The sequence below is a fragment of the Streptomyces sp. NPDC031474 genome, from assembly GCF_055581185.1.
Window position 1 is genome coordinate 60,054 of sequence record NZ_JBVIJX010000022.1, and the last position, 22,150, is coordinate 82,203.

Sequence of the window (22,150 nt, forward strand, 5' to 3'; positions counted from 1 at the left end):
CGTCATGACGTCCGACGCAGTGCGCGCAGACCACGCAACCCGATGGCCCCGACGACCGTCCCCAATACGAAGGAGACGACGGCCAGCGTCAGGTGCACCCAGAAGTACGCCGTCGGGTCGCCGTCATCGAAGGCGAGCCCGCTGCTGTCCTTGACCAGGTTTTTGACGAAGGTGACCCAGATGACCCAGCTCCACACTCCGAAGGCGAGCAGGAACCAGGAGACGGGGCGGCTGAGCTTCATGGGTTCAGTATCGCCGCCGGGTGTCCGGTTCCGTGACCGGGGTGGGGAGGGCGGCGGGACTTCCCGTCGTGTGCCAGGTACGTTCTCCGTCGTGCCCGCACCCATGAAGCAGACCTTCAGGCGATCCCTGCTGGTCACCTCCGCGACCCTCGCGTCCCTCGCGCTGACCGCGCCCGTCTCGCTCGCGGCGCCGAGCCCGTCGCCGAAATCGTCGGCCGGTACGACGACGTCACCGTCGCCGACGACCGGCAAGTCGCCCGCGCCGTCGTCCAGTGCCTCCCCCTCGGCCACTCCCCCGGCGAACATGTCGACCGTGGGCGGCACGCGACTCGGGCAGGCCGGGACGCAGGTGGCGATCGCGGGCGGCGCGCCGGTGCTGCCGAAGGACCTCACCGCGCGGTCGTGGATCGTCGCGGACGCCGAGTCGGGGGACGTGCTCGCCTCGCACAACGCGCACTGGCGGCTGCCCCCGGCGAGCACGATGAAGATGCTGTTCGCCGACACCGTGCTGCCGAGGTTCCCGAAGACCACCACGCACAAGGTCGACCCGAAGGACCTGGCCGACATGGGGTCGGGTTCCAGCCTGGTCGGCATAAAGGAGGGCGAGACGTACACGGTCCACGACCTGTGGCTCGGCGTCTTCCTGCGCTCCGGCAACGACGCCGTGCACGTGCTGTCGGCGATGAACGGCGGCGTCGCCAACACGGTGAAGGAGATGAACGAGCACGCCGAGGAGCTTCAGGCCCTCGACACGCACGTCGTCTCCCCCGACGGCTACGACGCCTCCGGTCAGGTGTCCTCGGCGTACGACCTGACGCTGTTCGCCCGCTCGGGTCTGCAGAAGAAGGACTTCCGGGAGTACTGCTCGACCGTCTCGGCCAAGTTCCCGGCCGAGACGAAGAAGGACAAGAAGGGCAAGATCACCCGCGGGACCTTCGAGATCCAGAACACCAACCGGCTGCTCGCCGGCGACTACGACATCTCGCAGTACCCGGGCATCGCGGGCGTCAAGAACGGCAACACCACCAACGCGGGCGCCACGTTCACCGGCGTGGCCGAGCGCGGCGGCAAGGTGCTGCTGGTGACGGTCATGAACCCGTCGAAGACCGATCACAACGAGGTCTACAAGGAGACCGCCAGGCTCTTCGACTGGGGCTTCCAGGCGGCAGGCAAGGTGACGCCGGTGGGCGAACTGGTCCCGCCGAAGGGCGCCGCGCAGGCCAGCGCGCAGCCCGGCGCGAAGCCGTCCTCCTCCCCGGACTCCGGGCAGGCCGGCGGCGCCGGGAACGTGTCGTCGAAGCCGGTGGCCGGCGCGGTCGCCCAGGACGGCTCGCGCGGCATCTGGATCGCGCTGGCGATCACCGGCGGGCTGCTGGTGCTCCTCGCGGGCGGCGCGTTCCTCGTCAACCGCCGGTGGCCGCTGCCGGACCTGGTACGACGTCGTCGCTGACGTCGATGTCCCGCGGGTTGTCGGGGGCGGTGCCCGTCGCCGTCCAGGCCGCGCAGAACAGGATCAGTTTCGACGTGAAGTTGATCCACAGCAGCAGGGCGATCGGCACGCCGAACGCGCCGTACATGCTCTTCGCGGCCACGCCCTGCATATAGCCGCTCAGCAGCAGCTTCAGCAGTTCGAAGCCGACGGCGCCGATCAGCGCGGCCACCACGAGGCGACGGCGGGTCGGTTCGACGCCCGGCAGCAGGGTGAGGACGTACAGCAGGAGCAGGAAGTCGGCGAGGACGGCGATCGCGAAGGCGGCGATGCGCAGCAGGATGCCGCCCCAGCCCGCGTTGTCGATGCCGAGGGCGTCGGTGATCCGGCCGACCAGGGCCGAGGCGACGGTGGAGATGGCGAGGGTGACCAGCACGGCGCCGCCGAACCCGACGAGGACGCCCATGTCCTTGGCCTTGCGCAGGACGGGGTTCTCGTCGTCGTCGGGCCGCTCCCACACCGCGCGCAGACAGTCCCGCATCTGACCGACCCAGCCGATGCCGGTGAACAGCAGTGCCGCGCCGGCGATGAGGCCGATGGTGCCCGCGTTCTGGACCAGGCTGTTGATGTCCAACTGGTCGGAGATGCCGGGGACCTGGTCGGCGATCTTGTTCTGGAGCTCCTGCTGCCGGGACTCGCCGAGGGTGGCGGCGACGACGGCGGCGGCCACGGTCAGCAGCGGGAACAGCGCGACGAAGCTGACGAACGTCATCGCGGCGGCCAGCCGCGTCCACTTCACCCGGTCCAGGCGCTCGTACGACCGCCACGCGTGCGTGGCCATGAGGCGGGTGACCCACGGCCCGATGCCGGGAAGCTTCTTCAGCCAGTCCATGATCCGAACTCTGCCCCAGTCTCTGCTTCAGTTGTCGACCACCCCTGTGCGAGTACCCGAAAAGCCCGGTCACCCATTTCGGGTAGCGGACGAATGTTGGGCGACCGACGCGCCATAACGGGGCGATACGGTCATCTCCATGCTCATGAAGGACGCCTTCGGCCTGCCCCAGTCCATGCTCGTCCTCGGCGGTACGTCAGAGATCGCGCTGGCCACCGCACGCCGGCTGATCGCCCGCCGCACCCGCACGGTGTGGCTGGCCGGGCGGCCGTCCCCCGACCTGGAGTCGGCCGCCGCGCAGTTGCGCGTCCTCGGGGCGGACATCCACACCGTGCCCTTCGACGCGCTGGACCCCGCGTCGCACGAGACCGTCCTCGGCAAGGTCTTCGCCGAGGGCGACGTCGACCTGGTGCTGCTCGCCTTCGGCGTCCTCGGCGACCAGGCGAACGACGAGCGCGAACCGGCGGCCGCGGTGCGCGTCGCGCAGACCAACTACACGGGCGGGGTGTCGGCGGGGCTGGTCGCCGCCCGCGCCCTGCAGACGCAGGGGCACGGCTCCCTGGTCGTCCTGTCCTCCGTCGCCGGCGAGCGGGCCCGCCGCTCGGACTTCATCTACGGCTCCAGCAAGGCCGGCCTCGACGTCTTCACCCAGGGCCTGGGCGACGCGCTGCACGGCACGGGCGTCCACGTCATGGTCGTACGCCCCGGCTCCTTGCGGACGAGCGCGACCACGGGGCGGACGCGGGAGCCGTTGACGACCACGCCGGGAGAGATCGCGACGGCCGTCGAACTGGGGCTCCGTCGACGGTCGGAGACGGTGTGGGCGCCGGGAGTGCTGCGCCTGGTGATGTCCACGCTGCGCCACGCGCCACGCGCGATGTACCGACGGCTCCCCCTCTAGGACCCTCTAGGACTGCTAGCGCGTCGGCAGGGAGTTGCGGTCGGTGTGGGCTGCCTGCGGGGGGACGGTCGCGCCGCCGAACGCGTACTCGCGCAGCTTGCGCCAGACGCCGTCGGCGCCCTGCTCATGGAGGGAGAAACCGGTGCAGGACCACTCGGCCTCGTAGTGGGCGAGCTCCTCGAAGGCCCGGTCCATCGCCGCCTCGTCGATGCCGTGCGCGACGGTGACGTGCGGGTGGTAGGGGAACTGCAGCTCGCGGGTGAGCGGCCCGGAGGCGTCACGGACCCGGTGCTGAAGCCAGGCGCAGGCCTCGGCGCCCTCGACGACCTTCACATAGACCACCGGCGACAGGGGCCGGAAGGTGCCCGTGCCGGACAGCCGCATCGGGAAGGGCCGGCCGGCCGCGGCGACCTCGGTGAGGTGCGCGTGGACCGCCGCGAGCGCGCCCGGCTCGATCTCGGTCGGCGGCAGCAGCGTGACGTGGCTGCGGATGCCATGAGCCGCGGCGTCGCCGAAGCCCGCGCGCCGCTCCTGGAGCAGGCTGCCGTGAGGCTCCGGGACCGCGATCGACACGCCGATCGTTACGGTCCCCACGTCTTCTCCTGTCGTCCTGTCGTCATGGCGGGGTGTGGTGCCGGGTTCGTACTCAGTCGTACGGCTATCGACTGTACGGCCACGGCTGTGCTCTGGGCAGGCGCAGGGAAGGTGATGTGCAGCGCTCTGCCCAGAGGAACGTGTGTGCGGTGCGCCCCGAGTGCCTCCGAGCGCCGCTCAGTGCTTCGCGGGCAGGAAGCCCACGCGCTCGTACGTCTGGGACAGCGTCTCCGCGGCGACGGCACGGGCCTTCTCCGCGCCCTTGGCGAGGAGCGCGTCGAGCGTCTCGGGGTCGTCCAGATACTGCTGTGTGCGGTCCCGGAACGGCGTCACGAACTCGACGACGACGTCGGCGAGGTCCGTCTTGAGCGCGCCGTAGAGCTTGCCCTCGTACTGTCGCTCCAGCTCCTGGACGCTCGTACCGGTGAGGGTCGAGTAGATGCCCAGCAGGTTGCTCACGCCCGGCTTGTTCTCGGGGTCGTAGCGGACGACCGTGTCGGTGTCCGTGACCGCGCTCCTGACCTTCTTGGCGGTGGCCTTCGGGTCGTCGAGCAGGTTGATGAGGCCCTTCGGCGTGGACGCCGACTTGCTCATCTTGATCGACGGGTCCTGAAGGTCGTAGATCTTGCCCGTCTCCTTCAGGATGTACGGCTTCGGGATCGTGAACGTCTCGCCGAAGCGGCCGTTGAAGCGCGTGGCGAGGTCGCGGGTGAGCTCGACGTGCTGGCGCTGGTCCTCGCCGACCGGCACCTCGTCGGCCTGGTACAGCAGGATGTCCGCGACCTGCAGGATCGGGTACGTGAACAGGCCCACGGAGGCGCGGTCGGCGCCCTGCCTGGCGGACTTGTCCTTGAACTGCGTCATACGGGACGCCTCGCCGAAGCCGGTGAGGCAGTTCATGACCCAGGCGAGCTGGGCGTGTTCGGGGACATGGCTCTGAATGAAGAGCGTGCAGCGGTCCGGGTCCAGGCCGGCCGCGAGGAGCTGCGCCGCGGCCAGGCGGGTGTTGGAGGTGAGCTCCTTCGGGTCCTGCGGGACCGTGATCGCGTGCAGGTCGACGACCATGTAGAACGCGTCGTGGGACTCCTGCAGGGCCACCCACTGGCGGACGGCGCCGAGGTAGTTGCCGAGGTGGAACGAGCCTGCGGTCGGCTGGATTCCGGAGAGCACGCGAGGACGGTCTGAGGCCATGCGCACCATTCTCGCAGAGCTTCAGGGGCGCTCCGGAACCCGCCCCGGCCGGGAGGCGGCCTTCGCGGAGGCCGAGCCGCTGATACCGGAATCGGCCGACCCGGCGGTCGCGACGCTCGAGACAGAGCGCCGCACGGCTGGCCCCGGGCGTGGCTCTGGGGGGCCGGCGGCTCGGTGCTGATACGCCGCGCGGCGGCCCGGCAAGGAGCCGGACCGCCGCCGGGAGGCTCGCAGGGAGAGCCACGTCAGGAGCTGATCGATCTCTGAGCTCGCCGGATGGAGTCCGGCCGAGGGCGACGTCAGCCGAGGTTGATCTCCGGGTACAGGGGGAAGCCCGCGACCAGGTCCGTAGCCCGCTGCGAGATCTCGTCCGCCACCTTCGCGTCCAGGACGTGAGAAGCCTTGGAGGGGGCGCCCGACTTCGTTGTGCCCGGCTCGGTGGTGGTGAGGACACGGTCGATCAGGGCCGCCACCTCGTCCATCTCGGCCGTCCCCAGGCCGCGCGTGGTCAGGGCAGGGGTGCCGATGCGGATGCCGGAGGTGTACCAGGCGCCGTTCGGGTCGGCGGGGATGGCGTTGCGGTTGGTGACGATGCCCGAATCGAGCAGCGCGGCCTCGGCCTGGCGGCCGGTGAGGCCGTAGGAGGAGGCGACGTCGATCAGGTTCAGGTGATTGTCCGTGCCGCCGGTGACAAGGGTCGCGCCCCGACTCATCAGGCCCTCGGCCAGCGCGCGGGAGTTGTCGACGATGCGCTGGGCGTAGTCCTGGAAGGAGGGCTGCCGGGCCTCGGCGAGGGCGACGGCCTTGGCTGCCATGACATGCGGGAGCGGGCCACCGAGGACCATCGGGCAGCCGCGGTCGACCTGGTCCTTGAGGGAGTCGTCGCACAGGACCATGCCGCCGCGCGGGCCACGCAGGGACTTGTGGGTGGTGGTCGTCACGATCTGCGCGTGCGGAACCGGGTCGAAGTCACCGGTCAGGACCTTGCCCGCGACCAGACCCGCGAAGTGCGCCATGTCGACCATCAGGGTCGCGCCGACCTCGTCGGCGATCTCCCGCATGATCCGGAAATTCACCAGACGGGGGTACGCGGAGTAGCCCGCGACGATGATCAGCGGCTTGAAGTCACGGGCCGAGGCTCGCAGGGCCTCGTAGTCGATCAGGCCGGTCTCCGGGTCCGTGCCGTAGGAGCGCTGGTCGAACATCTTGCCGGAGATGTTCGGGCGGAAGCCGTGGGTGAGGTGGCCGCCCGCATCCAGGGACATGCCGAGCATGCGCTGGTTGCCGAAGGCCTGGCGCAGCGTGGCCCAGTCGGCCTCGGAAAGGTCGTTGACCTGGCGGGCGCCGGTCTTCTCCAGGAAGGGCGCCTCGACACGGTCGGCGAGGACGGCCCAGAAGGCCACCAGGTTGGCGTCGATGCCGGAGTGCGGCTGGACATAGGCGTGGCGGGCGCCGAACAGCTCGCGGGCATGCTCGGCGGCCAGGGCCTCGACCGTGTCCACGTTGCGACAGCCGGCGTAGAAGCGGCGGCCGACGGTGCCCTCGGCGTATTTGTCGCTGAACCAGTTGCCCATCGCGAGGAGCGTGGCCGGGGAGGCGTAGTTCTCGGAGGCGATCAGCTTGAGCATCTCGCGCTGGTCGTGGACCTCCTGACCGATGGCGTCGGCGACACGCGGCTCGACGGCACGAATCACGTCGAGAGCCGCACGGAAGGCGGTGGACTCGGTGGAGAGGGGCTGCTGCTCGGACATGTCGTCGGCCTCCGGGTGGCGTGGTGCTGGAAAGCGGTCACGGTGTCACGGTTCGGCCCAGGCGCACGGCACAGTCACTGCATAAGGCCGCTCCCCGATGGTCCGTCCCATCCCAGCGCGCCAGTCACGGCCTGCTCACCACCCTAGCGGGCACGTCACAAGGGGAGGGCCCCGAGTCCACCATGCGAGCGACCTCGGGGCCTCCTGAGCTGCCCGGCTTGCGGGCTTGCGGGTCTTCTAAAGGATCACGTGAGGGAGGAAGCGGGCGTACTCGTCTGTGATCAGGCCGGAGGACTCCCGGATGCCGAGACCCGCCGACTCGTCCTCGACGACCCAGGCGCCGAGGACGACGTGGTTGCCGTCGAAGGCGGGCAGCGGCGCCAACTGCTGGTAGCAGCAGGGTTCGTCGGTGCGCGGGGCGGCCGGGGCGGCACCCGGTTCGTGGACCGTGACGCCGGCGCCCTCGCGGCCCAGCAGGGGCTTGGCGACGTAGCCGGTCGTGGTCGCCAGTTCGCGGGGGCCGTCGAGGTAGGCGGGCAGGAGGTTGGGGTGGCCGGGGTACAGCTCCCACAGGACGGCGAGGAGCGCCTTGTTGCTGAGCAGCATCTTCCAGGCCGGCTCGATCCACATCGTGGAGCCGGTGCCGCCGCCGTTGTCGAGGGTGCCGAGGACGTGGCCGCCGAAGCGGTCGGTGGTGAGCCACTCCCAGGGGTAGAGCTTGAAGCAACTGCGGATGAAGCGGAGTTGGTGGTCGACGAAGCGGCCGGACAGGGGGTCCCAGCCGATCTCCTCCATGGAGATCCAGTCGGTGTCCAGGCCCGCCTGCTCGGCGGTCTCCTTGAGATAGGCGACGGTCATGAGGTCCTCGCCGAGTTCGTCGGCGGAGGAGTGCGCGAAGTGCAGCGGGCTGCCGGGCGGGAGCAGGGCGGCCTGTTTCCTCCAGGCGGCGACCAGGCGTTCATGGAGGGAGTTCCACTGGTCGGCGCCGGGGAAGCGCTCCTCCATCCAGAACCACTGGGGGGAGGCGGCCTCCACGAGGGAGGTGGGGGTGTCGGCGTTGTACTCCAGGAGTTTCGCCGGGCCTGCGCCGTCGTAGCGGAGGTCGAACCGGCCGTAGACGGAGGGGAGCTCGGCGCGTCGGCGCCAGGCCTCGGCGACCGCCGCCGCGACGCGCGCGTCGGTGATGCCGAGGTCGGCGAGGCGGTCGGAGTCGACCAGGTACGCGGCCGCCGCCAGGCACATCTCGTGGAGTTCCTCGACGGTCTCCTCCAGCGCCTCGACCTCGTCGAGACTGAACGCGTAGTACGCGCTCTCGTCCCAGTAGGGGCGCAGAAGGCCGTCGGGGTGGCGGGTGAGGGGATAGACGAGACCCTGTTCCTCGACGGTGCGCTGCCAGTCGGGGCGGGGTTCGATGGTGTGACGTCGCATGGGTGCAGGTGTCCTGTTCAGCCGCTCGGTCGCTCAGCCGCTCAGCCGCTCAGCCGCCGGAGCTGCCCTTGTGGCTGCCGCCGTCGCTGTCGCCGTCGCCGCCGAAGCCGCCGCGGCTGACACCGCTGCCGCCTCCACTGCTGCTGGAGGAACCCCCAGATCCCTTGCCCGGCTTGCTGAAGGAGCCGCCGTCGACCCAGGAGCCCTGCTTCTTGCCGCCGTAGTACCAGACGCCGACCGCCGAGGTCTTGGTCGACTTGCAGTTCTTGTCGGCGACGACCTTGTACCCCTTGGCGAGGTTGTAGCTGTCGCGGTCGACGCAGCGCTTGTCGGGGTCGGAGGAGCAGGCGGTGAGGGCCGCCGCGAGCAGTCCCATGCCTCCGAGTACGACCGTGCCCGAGCGCAGCTTTCGACGCGTGTCCGCCATGTTCCCGTCTCCCCGTGTCCCCGTTGTCGCATCGCCCCTACGGCGATTTCCGGCCGTCAGCCTAGACATCGGTCGGATGGGGCCCGCGGGCGGCCCGTTCACCCGCCGCTCGCCTACAGTCCTTTCGTGCTCTTTGGAATGGTGTGCGCCCTCGGCGCGGCGGTCTGCTTCGGTACGGCGACGGTGTTGCAGGCGATGGCGGCGCGCGCCGCCGCCGACGGCAGCGACGGGCGGGGCGGTGGAGGCGGTGGCGACGCGGCGCTGTTGCTGCGGGCGGTGCGCCAGTGGCGGTATCTGGCGGGGCTGGCACTGGACGGGCTCGGGTTCCTGTTCCAGATCGCCGCCCTGCGGTCGGTGCCGATCTACGCCGTCGGTGCGGCCCTCGCCTCCAGTCTGGCGGTGACGGCGGTGGTCGCGGCGCGGCTGCTGCGGGTGCGGCTGAGCCGCATGGAGTGGCTGGCGGTGGGGGTGGTGTGCGCGGGGCTGGGCATGCTGGGGCTGGCCTCCGGGACGGAGGGCGAGGAGAGCGGCCCGGACGCGTTGCCGTGGGTGATGCTCGGTGCGGCGGTCGGGGTGCTGCTGCTGGGCCTGGTGGGCGGGCGGCTCACCGGGCGGGGGCGGGCGCTGGTGCTGGGGCTGGGCGCCGGGTGCGGGTTCGGGGTGGTGGAGGTGGCGGTGCGGCTGATCGACTCGCTCGCGCCCTCGGACCTGCTCACCAACCCGGCGACGTATGCCCTGCTGGTGGGGGGTGGGGCCGCGTTCCTGTTGCTGACGACGGCGCTGCAGCGGGGGTCGGTGACGACGGCCACGGCCGGGATAGTGATCGGCGAGACGATCGGTCCGGCGCTCGTGGGCGTGGTGTGGCTCGGGGACCGCACCCGGGAGGGGCTCGGCTGGCTGGCCGTGCTGGGGTTCGCGGTCGCCGTCGCGGGGGCGCTGGCACTGGCCCGGTTCGGAGAGGCCCCGGAGGCGGCGCCGGCACAGGAGACGCCGGAGTCGCCTGAGACGCCGGAGACGCCTGAAGCACCGGGCGCACCAGACACACCACCGGGCGCACCGGAGGCACCAGACGCACCGGGCTCACCGGGCTCACCGGGCTCACCGGGCGCGCCCGTCAGGCCATCGCCTCGGTGATGCCGTCCCACAGGCGGGTCCGCGCCTCCAGTGCGAGGGTCGCCGTCTCGACGGCCTCCTGCCAGCGGGTGTCGTCGGCGCCGCACAGGTCGGCGACCATCTGCATGGCCATGGGGGTGTGCTCCTCGCCGTCGACCTCGATGTGCCGGGCGAGGTAGTCGCAGAAGAGGGGGAACCGGTCGGTGCCCTCCTTCTTGATCACCTGGTCGAACATGTCCGGGATGAGGTCCTCCCGGGAGAAGGCGAAGGCGGCGGCCCGGCAGTGCAACGGCCGGTCGGCGATGATCTCGAAGGTCGTGCGCACGAACTCGGCGGCGGGGGCCGGGACTTGGGCGACCCGCAGCGCCGACGACACATCGTGGCCCTCGCCGACCAGCGCGAGGAATGTGTCGATGCGGGAGGTGTCGGCGCCGGCCTCGTCCATGCCCGCGCGGTACAGCTCGAAGTGGCTGGTGAAGCCGCCGTTCAGCTCGTCGCTCTCCTCGACGAGGACGATGTCGTTGATGAGCCGCCGGCTCACCTCCGAGCCGCGCGGCACCCAGGGGACGTCGACGCAGGTGAGGTCGCGCTGGAGCGACTTGAGCAGGGACATGAAGTCCCAGACGGCGAACACGTGGTGCGCCATGAACGTCGCCATGTCGTCCCGGGTGCTGATCCGCTGGTAAATGGGATGCGCGGTGACTTCTTTTCGGGCGGGTTCGATCACGGAACGAGCCCTTTCGATTCCCTCATGGGTCAGATTCCAGTCGTACCTGGACATGAATCTCCTTTGGTTCGGGAACTCGACGGGGACTCGATCGTGCACTTCTCCCGACTTACCGGCAAGCGCTTCCGGGAATTCGTAAAGGTTACCCGCAGTACCGCTCCACATAGCCCTCGACAGAAGCTGGCAAGGTCGCCAAAAAACGCATGAAGACTCACGTTTCGGACATCCGCAGACGTTAGTGAAAGTTTGAAGGATGTGTGAACACTGGGAGCCTCCGCTCCGTACTCGACACCGTGACCAGTAATCCCGTCACCGTCACCTCGGCTTATCGCGTGACGCCGGGCCGAGAGGCCGACTTTCACTCCTGGGGGTGGGCCATGCTGGGCGCGAGTGCGCAGCAGCCCGGCTTCCTCGGGGGTGGCGTGCTAGTCGACGGAGAGGCGGAGTGGCATGTCGTCTATCGCTTCGCCAGCGAAGGAACGTCCCAGGCCTGGGAGAACTCGGCTGCTCGCATGCAGTGGGACGCCCGGGCCGCGGGGATCGCCGTGCAGACGGACCGCAAGAGCGTGCGGGGCTCCAAGGTGTGGTTCGACTCCCAGACCGCCGTCCCGAAGGCGCCGGCCCCGCCATCGAAATGGAAGCTATGGTTCGTGAATATGAGCGCGGTTTTCCCGCCGGTGCTCCTCTTCAACGTGATCGCGCTTCCTTATCTCGGCGGCCTCAATCCGTTCATTCGCACGCTGCTGCTCTGTCTGTGCGTGACGGCCCTCGTGACCTGGATTCTCATGCCCCGCCTTCAGCGTTTCTTCAAGAAATGGCTGTATCCACCGCTCCAGGCACTGCGCGGGCGGCACAAGCGGACCGCGTAGTACCGAGAACGACCCTAGGGAGGTGGGCGGGTGAAGACCCTGCTCATCGACAATTACGACTCGTACACGTACAACCTGTTCCAGCTGATCGCCGAGGTCAACGGCGAGGAACCGGTCGTGATCCTCAATGACGCCCCCGCGGACGCGATTCCCGATCTTGCGGAATTCGACAACGTGGTGGTGTCGCCGGGTCCGGGGCACCCGGCGAAGGCCCGTGACTTCGGCATCAGCGCCAGGGTGCTCGCCGGGTCCACGGTGCCGGTGCTCGGCGTCTGCCTCGGCCACCAGGGCATCGGGCAGGGGGCGGGCGCCCTGGTGGCGCCCGCCCCGGAGCCCCGGCACGGGTATCTGTCGGCCGTCCGGCACGACGGGCGCGACCTGTTCCAGGGGCTGCCGCAGAACTTCACCGCGGTCCGCTACCACTCGCTGGCCGTGCGCGAGCCGCTGCCCGAGTCCCTGGAGGCCACGGCCTGGGCGGAGGACGGCGTCCTGATGGGGCTGCGGCACCGCGAACGGCCGCTGTGGGGCGTGCAGTTCCACCCGGAGTCGGTGCTCACCGAGTACGGGCACCGCATGCTGGTGAACTTCCGCAACCTCACCGCCGAGCGGGCCCGCAAGCTGCGGACGAAGAACACCGCGGTCCCGCCGACCGAGGCGGCGATACCGAGCCGAGCCCCCGCGGTGCCGACCGTCCCGATACCGCGTCCGCGCCGGTCCGGCGGCCCCGCCCACCGGCTGCACACCCGCCGCATCGCCGAGGCGATCGACGCGGAGGCCGCCTTCACGCGGCTGCACTCCGCCTCACCGCGGGCGTTCTGGCTGGACAGCTCCCGGGTCGAGCCGGGGCTCTCCCGGTTCTCGTTCTTCGGTGACGACAGCGGTCCGCTCGCCGAGTTCGTCCGCTACGACGTCGAGACCGGGACGTGCGAGATCGAGCGGGCCGGACGGCCGACGCGCAAGGTCAGGGCCGGCGTCTTCGACTATCTCAAGCGGCAGCTGGCCAACCGCCGGGTCGACGCCACCGGGCTGCCCTTCGACTTCACCGGCGGCTACGTCGGCTACTTCGGCTACGAGACGAAGGCCGACTGCGGCTCCCCGAACGCGCACCGCTCCGCCACCCCGGACGCCTGCTGGCTCTTCGCCGACCGACTGATCGCGGTGGACCACGAGGAGGGCTTCACCTACGCGGTCTGCGTCGCGGAGGACACCCCGCAGGCCACCCGGGAGGCCACGGAGTGGCTGGAGAGCACCCTCGCCCAGCTCACCTCGCTGCCCACGGAGACCGACCGGCCGGCGCCGGTGCCCGCGCACGCCGAGGCGGCCGAGCCGGACCTCGGCGAGGTCGAGCCGTGGCTGGTGCGGGACCGGGCGACGTATCTCGCGGACATCGAGGCCTGCAAGCGGGAGCTCGCGGCGGGCACCAGCTACGAGATCTGTCTGACCAACGCCGCCCGTTTACCCGCTCCGGACGACGCGTACGCCTTCTACCGGGTGCTGCGCCGCGTCAACCCGGCCCCGTACGCCTCCTATCTGCGGTTCGGCGACCTCGACGTGGTCGGCTCCTCGCCCGAGCGCTTCCTGCGGATCACCCGGGACGGCGTCGCCGAGGCCAAGCCCATCAAGGGCACCGCGCCGCGCGGCGCGGACCCGCGGGAGGACGCCCTGCTCAGGGACGCGCTCGCGGCGGACGCCAAGACCCGCGCCGAGAACCTGATGATCGTCGACCTGCTCCGCAACGACCTGGGGCGGGTCTGCCGGACCGGGACCGTGCGCGTCTCCCGGCTCATGGCCACCGAGACGTACGCGACCGTGCACCAGCTCGTGTCCACCGTCGAGGGGCGGCTGCGGGAGGGCACCGACGCGGTGGACTGCGTGCGCGCCTGCTTCCCCGGCGGGTCGATGACCGGCGCGCCGAAGCTGCGCACACTGGAGATCATCGACGAGCTGGAGACCGAGGCGCGCGGCGTGTACTCGGGGGCCCTCGGCTACCTGGGGTGCAGCGGCGGCGCCGACCTCAACATCGTCATCCGCACCGCCGTCCTGGCCGACGGCCTCCTGCAACTGGGCGCGGGCGGCGCGATCGTCCTCGACTCCGACCCGGTCGCCGAGTACGACGAGATGCTGCTGAAGACGGCCGCCCAGATGCGGGCCCTGCGGGAGCACACGGCGGCCCGGACGCGGGTGCCGTCGCGTGCGGCGGAGGCGGCCGAGGCCCAGGTGAGCGCGCTGCGCCGGGCCGGGGCCAGAACCGCACAGCGCGGTGCGCGCCCGGAGTCCCCGGAGCCCGGCCCCACCACGGCCACCGTGAAGGAGGCCACCCGATGACGACGCCCCGGCCCACGGCCGCACCGCAGCTCGCGGCAGCTCAGCCCACGGCCACGCCACAGCCCACGGCCACGGCGCGCGCCATGACCGTTCCCCAGCCCAGAGCAGCTCTGGACGGCTCGGGCTCAGGCTCCGGCTCCGTCTCCGGATCAGGCGCCCCCGGCAATCTCGCCGCCTACCTCGACGATCTCGCCGAGCGGCGCGGGTGGGGCGGCCGGGTCGCCTTCCATCAGGGGCATCAGGGGTGGACCCACGGGGAGGTGCACGCGCTCGCGGCGCGGGCGGCCGGTGTGCTCGCCGGTCACGGGGTGCGGCCCGGCGACCGGGTGCTGCTCGCGCTGCCGGACGGGATCGCCTGGGTGACGGCCTTTCTCGGGGTCGCCCGGCTGGGCGCCGTCGCCGTCCTCGTCAATCCCGAACTGCCCGCCGCCGACCACGCGTTCATGGCCGAGGACACCGGCGCCGTGCTGTGTCTGACCGGCCCGGGGCTGGAGGACCGGTTCGACGGGCGGGCGCGGCTGGGCGCCGACCAGTTCCTCGCGCTCGCCCCGACCGCCGCGCCGGCCCCCGCCCACCCGGTCGACGCGGACGCCCCCCTGTACGTGCAGTACACCTCCGGCACCACGGGCCGCCCGAAGGGGGTCGTGCACACGCACGGCGACCCGAAGGCGTACCACGACCTGATCGGCCGGCGGCTGCTGGGGATCACCGAGGACGACGTCACCCTGTCCGTGTCGAAGCTGTACTTCGCCTACGGGTTCGGCAACGCGTTCGTCTTCCCCCTGTTCTCCGGGTCGTCCGCCGTGCTGGTGGACCGCCGTCCGACGCCCGCCGCCGTCGACGAGCTGGTCGCCCGGCACCGGGTGACGCTGCTCTACTCCGTGCCGTCGGCGTTCGCGGCGCTGGTCGCCGACCGGGGCAGCGGGCACGCGGCCTGCTTCGCCTCGGTGCGCGCCGCGGTGTCGGCCGGCGAGGGCATGCCGGACGAACTCGGCGAGCGCGTCGGCGAGTTGCTCGGGGCGCCGGTGCTGGAGCAGATCGGCTCCACCGAGGCCGGTCACGCCTTCTGCGCCAACAGCCTCGGCCACAACCACCCCGGCACCGTCGGGCGTCCCGTGCCGGGGTTCGAGGTGGAGGTGCGCGACCGTGCCGGGCGGCCCGTGTCCGACGGCGAGGAGGGCGAGCTGTGGGTGCGCGGGCCGACGGTGACGCCCGGCTATCTGAACCGGCCCGAGGAGACGGAACGTACCCTCGTCGGCGGCTGGCTGGCCACCCACGACCGGGCGCGCCGTGAACCGGACGGCGCCTACCGGCATCTGGGCCGCACCGACGACATGGAGATGGTCGGCGGGATCACCGTCTCCCCGCTGGAGGTGGAGGCCGTGCTGCGCGCCCATCCGGCGGTGCGGGAGGTCGCGGTCGCGGCCGTCACCGACGGGCGCGGCTTCAGCCGGCTGCGCGCCTTCGTCGTGCCGGTCTCGTCCCCCGCGGACGGTCTGAGCGACGACCTCGTCGCGCTGGCCCGCGACCGGCTCGCCGCGTTCAAGGTCCCGCGCAGCGTCAGCTTCGTGCCGTCCCTGCCCCGGACCTCCACCGGAAAGCTCCGCCGCCACCTCGTCCGTCAGGGCGCCTGGTGACCGCCCCAGCCCCCTGCCGTACGTCAGAGAGGAACAGCCACATGTCGCAGCAACCCCTGCTCGCCGACCGCGGGTTCTACCTGGGCCCGCTGTTCCGGCGGGCGGCCGACCGCCACGGCGCCGTCTTCGTCACCCTGGACCGGCCGCTGGACACCCACCCGGCCCTCGGGGTCGACCTCGACTACCGGGCCCTCGCCGACGTGGTCGAGGACCTGTCGGGCCGGCTGTGGGCGGCGGGGGTGCGGCCTTCGGAGCAGGTGGTCGTCCACAAGACGGACAACGTCGACATCGTGCTGCTGACCTGCGCGGTCTCCCGTATCGGCGCGGTCCCCGTGCTCCTGTCCCCCGGGCTGGCCGGGCCGGTCGTCGGACAGCTCCTCGGACGGCTCCGGGAGCCGTGGCTGATCACCGACCGGGCCAAGCTGGACGGCCCGCTCGCGGACATCGACCTCTCCGGGCTCGTCCGGCGGACGCTCTCCGTCAACGACGCGCCGGACGCCGAGCCGCTGGCGAAGCACGCCGGCGCCGAAGTCCCCGCGCCCGTACGGCTGCACCCGCGTGAGGCCGCACTGATCACCCACAGCTCGGGCACCACCGGCGTGCCCAAGCTGGCCGTGCACTGCGCGAACACCATGTGGAACCGGCTCGTCCCGCAGAAGGCGATGGGCTGGCCCACCCGCGGGGAGACGGCCGCGCTGCACATGTCCTTCGTGCACTCGCGCTTCTACCACCTGCTCGGCGTCCTGCTGCACTTCGGCAGCCCGCTCGTGCTGATCACCGACCCGGAGCCGGCCTCCGTGGGCCCGCTGCTGGTCCGTCACCGGCCCGGCATCGTCGAGACCCACCCCAACACCTTCGTGCTGTGGGAGGAGCTGGCCGACGCGCCCGGGGCCCCGCTGTCCCGGGTGAAGTCGTACGGCTCCACGTTCGACGCGATCCACCCGCGCACCGTGAAGCGGCTGCTGGGCGCGTCGAAGCGGCGGGCGCCCTGGCTGATCCAGCTGTACGGGCAGAGCGAGACGGGGCCGGTCGCGTTCCAGTGGTTCACGCGGCGCAGCGCGGAGCGGGCCGACGGGCGCCGGGTCGGGATCGGGATCCCCGGCTTCACCCGGGTCCGGATCGCGGACGCCGACGGCTTCCGGGCCGCGCCGGGAACGCCCGGCCGGATCGAGGCCCGCACCCGGGGGCGCATCCTCACCTACCTGGGCGCGCGGGCGCAGTACGAGCGCCAACTGAACGGCGGCTGGTGGCAGATGGGCGACATGGGCTACATGAGCCGCTGGGGCTCCCTCCATCTGATCGACCGTGAGATCGACCAGATCGACGCCGTGCACAGCAACCTGGAGGTCGAGGACGCGCTGATGGAGCGGCTGGAGGAACTGCGTGAGGTCGTCATCGTGCCGGGCGCGGACCGCGAGCCGGTACCGGTGGTGTGCGTCCGGGGCGAACAGCCACTGGACCCGGAGCGCTGGCGGGAGGCCACGGCCGATCTGCCCGCGATGGCCGAACCGCGACAGTGGCGGTTCGAGGAACTGCCGATGACCGCCACCTGGAAGGTGAAGCGGGTGGAGATCACCCGCATGCTGACCGGGACGCGAGAGAGCGTGCGCGCATGAACCCTGTGATCGTGGTGGGCGCGGGCCCGGTCGGCCTGTCGGCCGCGCTGGGCCTGCGCTCGCGCGGACTGCCGGTCGTGCTCCTGGAGGCGGACCCCGAGGACCGCGAACGGCCGGGCAGCCGGGCCCTGTTCGTGCACAAGGAGACGCTGCGGCTGCTCGACGGGATGTCCCCGGGCCTGGCCGCCGAGATCACGGCGTACGGCCGGACCTGGCACACCCGGCGCACCCTCTACCGGGGCCGCGAGGTGTACTCCCGCACCTTCCCGCCCCCGTCCGGGCTGCCGCCCTTCACCAGCCTGCGCCAGTTGGACACCGAGCGCTTCCTGCGCGCCGCGTGCGAGCGGGCGGGGGTCGAGTTCGTCTGGGACGCGCGCATCCGCGGTGTACGGGCGTCCGAGAACGGCGTCACGCTGACCGGCGAGGACGGCCGCGCCTGGGACGCCAAGTACGTCGTCGCCGCCGACGGCGCCCGCTCGGCCGTCCGGGGCGCACTGGGCATCGCCATGGAGGGCGTGCGCGGCGAGGGCTTCCACGTCGTCGTGGACGTCGCCGACGTCCCGGGCGCGGAGCAGCCGCTGGAGCGGGTCTTCCACTACGAGCATCCGGGCGTCGGGGGGCGCAGCGTGATGCGGGTGCCGTTCACCGGCGGCTTCCAGGTCGACCTCCAGTGCCGCGACGACGACCAGGAGGAGGCCTACGGCACCGAGGACGCCGTACGGGAGTGGCTGCCGGGGGTCGTGGGCGACGGGTACGCCGACCGCATCCTGTGGGTGTCGACGTACCGCTTCCTGCGCAAGGTCGCGGCCTCCTTCACCGACCCGCACGGGCGGGTGCTGCTCGTCGGGGAGGCCGCGCATCTGTTCCCGCCGTTCGGGGCGCGCGGCATGAACAGCGGGATCGCGGACGCGGCGGCGGCGGCGGAGGCGATCGCCGCCGGGACGGCCCAGGCCGTACGGGAATTCGCCGAAGTACGGCGCGCGGCCGGGCTGTTCAACAGCGCCGCCGCCGGGACCGCGCTGGAACATCTGCGCCCGCAGCGCCGGATCGTACGGCTCAGGCAGCGTGCGGCGGCCGCGCTCGCGCCCGTGCTGCCGTCGTGCGGCTCGTGGCTGGAGCACGCGCCGTACGGACCCCGGGGCGGGGCTCCGGCGGCGGCGGGCGGGAAGTACTGAGGAGGCAGGGGTGACTGCACAACTGACGGCCGGGGCCGCGGAAGGCCTGTTGACCTGGACGCCCAGCCGGGGCCTGACGGTGGAACCGGAATCCGCGAGGACCGTGGCGAACGGTCCGCTGCTGGCCGCGGACTCGTGGCTGGTGCGCGAGGGCCGGGTGCGCGGGTACGGCCGGCACCGGGAGCGGTTCCTGCGGGCCTGCGCCGAGTCCGACGGCCCCGCGCCGCGCCGGCTGGTCGAGTTCTGGCACGACATGACCGCCGTGCTGCCGCGCACGGGTGAGTGGTTCCCCCGGGTGGAACTCGCCGCCGGCTCCCTGGAACTGCGGCTACGGCTGCGGCACGCGCCGCCGCTCGGCAGCGAGGTGCGCCTGTGGGCGGCCGGTCAGCCCGATCCACGGACCCTGCCCCGCCGCAAGGGCCCCGACCTGGACGCCCTGGCCCGGGTGCGCGGGCGGGCGGTCGAAGAGGGGGCCCAGGAAGGGATCCTGGTCGACTCGTCGGGGACGGTGCTGGAGTCGGCGACCGCGAGCGTCCTGTGGTGGGAGGACGACACCCTGTGCCTGCCGCCGGCCGGGTCGCCCCTGCTCCCAGGGATCACCAGCGGGCTGATCCAGGAGCGGGCGGTACGGTCCGGGATCCGCGTCGCCCACCGCAAGCGGACGGTGGCCGAGCTGGCCGGCCGGGAGGTGTGGCTCGTCAACGCGCTGCACGGCATCCGCCCGGTGACGAGCTGGATCGGGAACGGGGCCAGGGCCGGGATCGGGAACGGAGAGGCGATGACGGCCGGTCCGGCGACACGGGCGGCGGAATGGAGGAACTGGCTGGAAAAGCTCCCGGAGCCGCTTCCGAATATGTAACCAAAAACAGACGATGGGCATCGGTAATACCACCGATGCCCATATTCGACGTTCCCCGATATTATTTCTTGGCGGGCTGATAAGCACCCGGAACCATACGCGTCGCGATCGCGATCCGGTTGTACGCGTTGATGACCGTGGCCGCCCAGATCAGCGCCGCGACCTGTGCCTCGTCGAAGACCGCCGCGGCCTCGGCGTACACGTCGTCCGGCACATGCCCGTCGGCGACGAAGGTCACGGCCTCGGTCAACGCCAGTGCGGCCCGCTCCCGTTCGGTGAAGAAGGGGGTCTCCCGCCAGGCGTTCAGCGCGTAGATGCGCTGCTCGGTCTCGTCCGCCGCGCGGGCGTCCTTGGTGTGCATGTCGAGGCAGAACGCGCAGCCGTTGAGCTGCGAGGCGCGGATCCGGATCAGCTCCAGAAGCTCGGGCTCGACCTTGGCGTCCTGCGCCGCGGAAACGGCCGCGCCGTGCAGGGATCCCATCGCGGCGGAAACATCGGGGGTTATCTTCTTGAGGGCCACGCGGGACACGGAATTGTTGTTCGTCATGGGGAAGACTCTATCCGGGAAAAGGAAGAAGCCAACCACTTTCAAGAAGAAGAACGACTTACGCCGCCTTCGGCTCCCACCACACCGACGTGCCCCGCTGCCCCGAGCGGTGGGAGCCTCGATCCTTCGTCCGGCGCGCCGGGCGCCCTCAGCCCCGAACCAGGACGAGCACCCGGTCGCGCAGGGCGTCGACGGCTTCCTGGAGGGGCGCCTCGACGTTCAGCCGGAGCAGGGGCTCGGTGTTCGACGGCCGGAGATTGAACCAGCGGCCGTCGCCCAGGTCCACGGTCAGCCCGTCCAGCCTGCCGGTGGTGGCTCCTTCCCCGCTGTAGACGGCTTCGACCCGGTCAAGGGTTCCTGTCACGTCGGCGACCACGGAGTTGATCTCACCGGAGGCCGCGTAGCGGGAGTAGTCGGCGGTCAGCTCGGACAGCGGGCGGTCCTGCTCACCGAGGGCGGCCAGCACGTGAAGGGCGGTGAGCATCCCGGTGTCGGCACGCCAGAAGTCCCGGAAGTAGTAGTGGCCGGAGTGCTCGCCGCCGAAGACCGCGTCGTGCTCGGCCATCGCGGCCTTCATGAACGAGTGGCCGACCCGGGAGCGGACCGGCGTGCCGCCATGCTCACGGATGATCTCCACGGCGCCCGCGGAGGTGATCACGTTGTGCACAACGGCCGAGCCGGGGTGACGGGCCAGCTCACGCGCGGCGACCAGGCCGACGACGGCCGAGGGGGACACCGCCTCGCCGCGCTCGTCGACGAAGAAGCACCGGTCGGCGTCTCCGTCGAAGGCGAGGCCGATGTCGGCGCCGACGGCACGGACCCGGGCCTGAAGGTCGACGAGGTTCTTCGGGTCCAGGGGATTGGCCTCGTGGTGGGGGAAGCTGCCGTCGAGTTCGAAGTACAGGGGGTCGACGTCGACGGGCAGGCCGTCGAAGACGGCCGGGACGGTGTGGCCGGCCATGCCGTTGCCGGCGTCCACGACCGCTGTCAGGCGGCGGTTGCCCTTGAGGGGGACGAGAGCGTTGAGGTGGGCGGCGTAGTCGCCGAGCAGATTCTGGGGGGTGGTGGTGCCGGGGCGGGCCGCCGGTCCCGGAATGTCGTCTGCCTCCAGCCAGGACCGTATCTGCCCCAGCCCGGAACTCTCACCGATGGGCGCCGCTCCCGCGCGGCACAACTTGATGCCGTTGTCCCTGGCCGGGTTGTGGCTGGCGGTGATCATCGCACCGGGCAGGTCGAGGCTGCCGGATGCGTAGTACAGGTAGTCGGTGGAGCCGAGCCCGGCATCGACGATGTCCGCCCCCGCGGCATTCGCCCCCGCGGCGAACGCCGCGGCCAGCTCCGGGCTGCTGTCGCGCATGTCGCGGGCGACCACGATCCGCGGCGCCTCGGTGAGCCGGACGAAGAGGGCGCCGATCCTGCGGGCGAGGTCGGCGTTCAGTTGTACGGGGACCTCGCCACGGATGTCGTAGGCCTTGACGAGACGTGAGTAGTCGGGCACGGAAACCCTTTCGTTGTCGGGGCGGTCCGGGCCGACGGACCCGGCTCCGGGGCGAGGCATCGCTACTTTCGAAACACGCCCTGGGCGACGACCGCCTGGACCCAGCCGAACGCCGTGATCTCCTTCGTCGCCGTCTTCAGGTCCTTGGCGTTGTCCACGCCGCGCCAGTACCCGTTGATCCGGTACGCCGACAGTCGGCCCTCCCGCGCCAGCTCGGGGAAGGTGGTGTCCTCGTGGTCGCCCAGGTCCGGCAGGAGCGCGGTGACCTCCGGTTCGAACAGGTAGACCCCCGCGTTGATCCAGTGCGGCAGCACCGGCGCCTCGGTGAAGCTCGTCACCCGGTCGGAGTGGGTCATCTCCACGATCCCGTACGGCGACTTCAACGGCGTCACCGCCAGCGTGGCGAGCGCGTCCCGCTCGACATGCGCCCGCGCCAGGTCGCGCAGGGAGAAACGGGTGAGGATGTCGCCGTTGAGGCCCGCCCACCGCTCTCCGGGGAACGGGAGGTGGGCGGCGGCGTACTTCAGACCACCGCCGCGGCCGAGCGGCTCGTCTTCGACGACGACCCGTACGTGCAGCGGAAGCCGGTTCGCGGCCACGTACTCGCGCAGCACGTCGGCCCGGTAGCCGCAGGAGATGACCACCTCCTCGATGCCCTCGGCCGCCAGCCAGTGCGCCTGGTGCTCGAAGATGGGCCGTCCAGCCACCTCCACCAGGGCCTTGGGGACGTGATCGGTGTACGGACGCAGCCTGCTGGCCTGCCCTCCGGCGAGGATGACGGCCTGTCGGACGTGCGATCCGCCCCAGCCGGTGATGGCGAGAGCCGTGTCATTCGTGATGGTCATCGCGGGGTCCCTCCTGGAACGAAACGTTCGGGCGAAAGGTGTGGACGATGGACGAGCAGTGCGGGCGCTAGGTGCGGGCGAACG

20 protein-coding genes, 1 pseudogene and 1 riboswitch are annotated in these 22,150 nt (G+C 71.3%); of the genes and pseudogenes, 10 read left to right on the top strand and 11 right to left on the bottom strand.

What is annotated here, in order from left to right:
• Positions 1–2: 2 nt before the first annotated feature.
• Positions 3–242 (bottom strand): SCO4848 family membrane protein, encoded by a 240-nt coding sequence (locus tag ACZ5SK_RS38460; protein WP_327317399.1) that lies wholly within the window; start codon positions 240–242, stop codon positions 3–5.
• Positions 243–333: 91 nt separating this feature from the next.
• Here ACZ5SK_RS38460 and ACZ5SK_RS38465 point away from each other — a divergent pair, with 91 nt between their 5' ends.
• Positions 334–1,692, top strand: a complete 1,359-nt coding sequence (locus ACZ5SK_RS38465; protein WP_361707131.1) for a D-alanyl-D-alanine carboxypeptidase family protein — start codon at positions 334–336, stop codon at positions 1,690–1,692.
• Here the strand turns inward: ACZ5SK_RS38465 and ACZ5SK_RS38470 are convergent.
• Entirely contained in the window at positions 1,646–2,563 is a 918-nt protein-coding gene (locus tag ACZ5SK_RS38470; protein WP_334577682.1) for a YihY/virulence factor BrkB family protein, read from the bottom strand. The genes ACZ5SK_RS38465 and ACZ5SK_RS38470 overlap by 47 nt on opposite strands.
• Positions 2,564–2,708: 145 nt before the next feature.
• Here ACZ5SK_RS38470 and ACZ5SK_RS38475 point away from each other — a divergent pair, with 145 nt between their 5' ends.
• The gene (locus ACZ5SK_RS38475; RefSeq protein WP_334581199.1) at positions 2,709–3,464 is read left to right on the top strand and encodes a decaprenylphospho-beta-D-erythro-pentofuranosid-2-ulose 2-reductase; all 756 of its coding nucleotides are present in this window, start codon (positions 2,709–2,711) and stop codon (positions 3,462–3,464) included.
• Between the two features lie 15 nt (positions 3,465–3,479).
• On the opposite strand, the gene ACZ5SK_RS38480 is transcribed toward ACZ5SK_RS38475, so the two are convergent.
• Together ACZ5SK_RS38480 and trpS are read right to left on the bottom strand one after the other, a co-directional pair.
• Positions 3,480–4,058, bottom strand: a complete 579-nt coding sequence (locus ACZ5SK_RS38480; protein ID WP_334577683.1) for a 2'-5' RNA ligase family protein — start codon at positions 4,056–4,058, stop codon at positions 3,480–3,482.
• Positions 4,059–4,235: 177 nt separating this feature from the next.
• A complete protein-coding gene (gene trpS / locus ACZ5SK_RS38485) occupies positions 4,236–5,249 on the bottom strand; it encodes a tryptophan--tRNA ligase (protein ID WP_361707135.1) in 1,014 nt (337 codons plus the stop codon).
• A gap of 28 nt (positions 5,250–5,277) precedes the next feature.
• Between trpS and ACZ5SK_RS38490 the strand changes: the two are divergent.
• Positions 5,278–5,388, top strand: a pseudogene (locus ACZ5SK_RS38490) (siderophore-interacting protein); the annotation flags it as partial.
• Positions 5,389–5,548: 160 nt separating this feature from the next.
• On the opposite strand, the gene ACZ5SK_RS38495 reads toward ACZ5SK_RS38490, so the two are convergent.
• The 3 genes from ACZ5SK_RS38495 to ACZ5SK_RS38505 form a co-directional block, all read right to left on the bottom strand.
• Positions 5,549–7,000: a glycine hydroxymethyltransferase gene (locus ACZ5SK_RS38495; protein ID WP_334577685.1), complete on the bottom strand. Its 1,452-nt coding sequence runs from the start codon at positions 6,998–7,000 to the stop codon at positions 5,549–5,551.
• A 48-nt stretch (positions 7,001–7,048) separates the two neighbouring features.
• Positions 7,049–7,138: riboswitch (ZMP/ZTP riboswitch) on the bottom strand.
• A gap of 99 nt (positions 7,139–7,237) precedes the next feature.
• Complete coding sequence (locus ACZ5SK_RS38500) at positions 7,238–8,428, bottom strand: glutathionylspermidine synthase family protein (protein ID WP_468577192.1); 1,191 nt, start codon at positions 8,426–8,428, stop codon at positions 7,238–7,240.
• A 49-nt stretch (positions 8,429–8,477) separates the two neighbouring features.
• Complete coding sequence (locus tag ACZ5SK_RS38505; RefSeq protein WP_334577687.1) at positions 8,478–8,855, bottom strand: hypothetical protein; 378 nt, start codon at positions 8,853–8,855, stop codon at positions 8,478–8,480.
• Between the two features lie 138 nt (positions 8,856–8,993).
• On the opposite strand from ACZ5SK_RS38505, the gene ACZ5SK_RS38510 reads away from it, so the two are divergent.
• A complete protein-coding gene (locus ACZ5SK_RS38510) occupies positions 8,994–9,989 on the top strand; it encodes a hypothetical protein (protein WP_361707288.1) in 996 nt (331 codons plus the stop codon).
• Here the strand turns inward: ACZ5SK_RS38510 and ACZ5SK_RS38515 are convergent.
• Positions 9,970–10,749 carry a DUF3050 domain-containing protein gene (locus ACZ5SK_RS38515; protein ID WP_334577688.1) on the bottom strand — a complete coding sequence of 260 codons (780 nt, stop codon included), beginning with the start codon at positions 10,747–10,749 and terminating at the stop codon, positions 9,970–9,972. The two genes, ACZ5SK_RS38510 and ACZ5SK_RS38515, sit on opposite strands and share 20 nt — an antisense overlap.
• Positions 10,750–10,988: 239 nt before the next feature.
• On the opposite strand from ACZ5SK_RS38515, the gene ACZ5SK_RS38520 reads away from it, so the two are divergent.
• From ACZ5SK_RS38520 to ACZ5SK_RS38545, 6 genes are read left to right on the top strand one after another with little or no spacing between them, the layout of a single operon-like run.
• A complete protein-coding gene (locus tag ACZ5SK_RS38520; RefSeq protein WP_334577689.1) occupies positions 10,989–11,564 on the top strand; it encodes an antibiotic biosynthesis monooxygenase in 576 nt (191 codons plus the stop codon).
• Positions 11,565–11,594: 30 nt separating this feature from the next.
• Entirely contained in the window at positions 11,595–13,889 is a 2,295-nt protein-coding gene (gene pabB / locus ACZ5SK_RS38525; protein ID WP_468577194.1) for an aminodeoxychorismate synthase component I, read from the top strand.
• Positions 13,886–15,526: a benzoate-CoA ligase family protein gene (locus ACZ5SK_RS38530; protein WP_457494668.1), complete on the top strand. Its 1,641-nt coding sequence runs from the start codon at positions 13,886–13,888 to the stop codon at positions 15,524–15,526. Before pabB ends, ACZ5SK_RS38530 begins: the two co-directional genes overlap by 4 nt.
• Positions 15,527–15,567: 41 nt before the next feature.
• Entirely contained in the window at positions 15,568–17,142 is a 1,575-nt protein-coding gene (locus ACZ5SK_RS38535) for a class I adenylate-forming enzyme family protein (protein ID WP_334577691.1), read from the top strand.
• A complete protein-coding gene (locus tag ACZ5SK_RS38540; RefSeq protein ID WP_334577692.1) occupies positions 17,139–18,317 on the top strand; it encodes an FAD-dependent monooxygenase in 1,179 nt (392 codons plus the stop codon). The genes ACZ5SK_RS38535 and ACZ5SK_RS38540 overlap by 4 nt, the downstream gene beginning before the upstream one ends.
• A gap of 10 nt (positions 18,318–18,327) precedes the next feature.
• Positions 18,328–19,176: an aminotransferase class IV gene (locus ACZ5SK_RS38545; RefSeq protein WP_334577693.1), complete on the top strand. Its 849-nt coding sequence runs from the start codon at positions 18,328–18,330 to the stop codon at positions 19,174–19,176.
• A gap of 61 nt (positions 19,177–19,237) precedes the next feature.
• On the opposite strand, the gene ACZ5SK_RS38550 is transcribed toward ACZ5SK_RS38545, so the two are convergent.
• From ACZ5SK_RS38550 to ACZ5SK_RS38560, 3 genes are all read right to left on the bottom strand, one after another.
• On the bottom strand, positions 19,238–19,723 hold the full coding sequence (locus tag ACZ5SK_RS38550; RefSeq protein WP_334577694.1) for a carboxymuconolactone decarboxylase family protein: 486 nt from the start codon (positions 19,721–19,723) through the stop codon (positions 19,238–19,240).
• Positions 19,724–19,871: 148 nt separating this feature from the next.
• On the bottom strand, positions 19,872–21,221 hold the full coding sequence (locus ACZ5SK_RS38555) for a phosphomannomutase/phosphoglucomutase (protein WP_334577695.1): 1,350 nt from the start codon (positions 21,219–21,221) through the stop codon (positions 19,872–19,874).
• Between the two features lie 62 nt (positions 21,222–21,283).
• Positions 21,284–22,066 (bottom strand): nucleotidyltransferase family protein, encoded by a 783-nt coding sequence (locus ACZ5SK_RS38560; RefSeq protein ID WP_334577696.1) that lies wholly within the window; start codon positions 22,064–22,066, stop codon positions 21,284–21,286.
• Positions 22,067–22,150 lie beyond the last annotated feature (84 nt).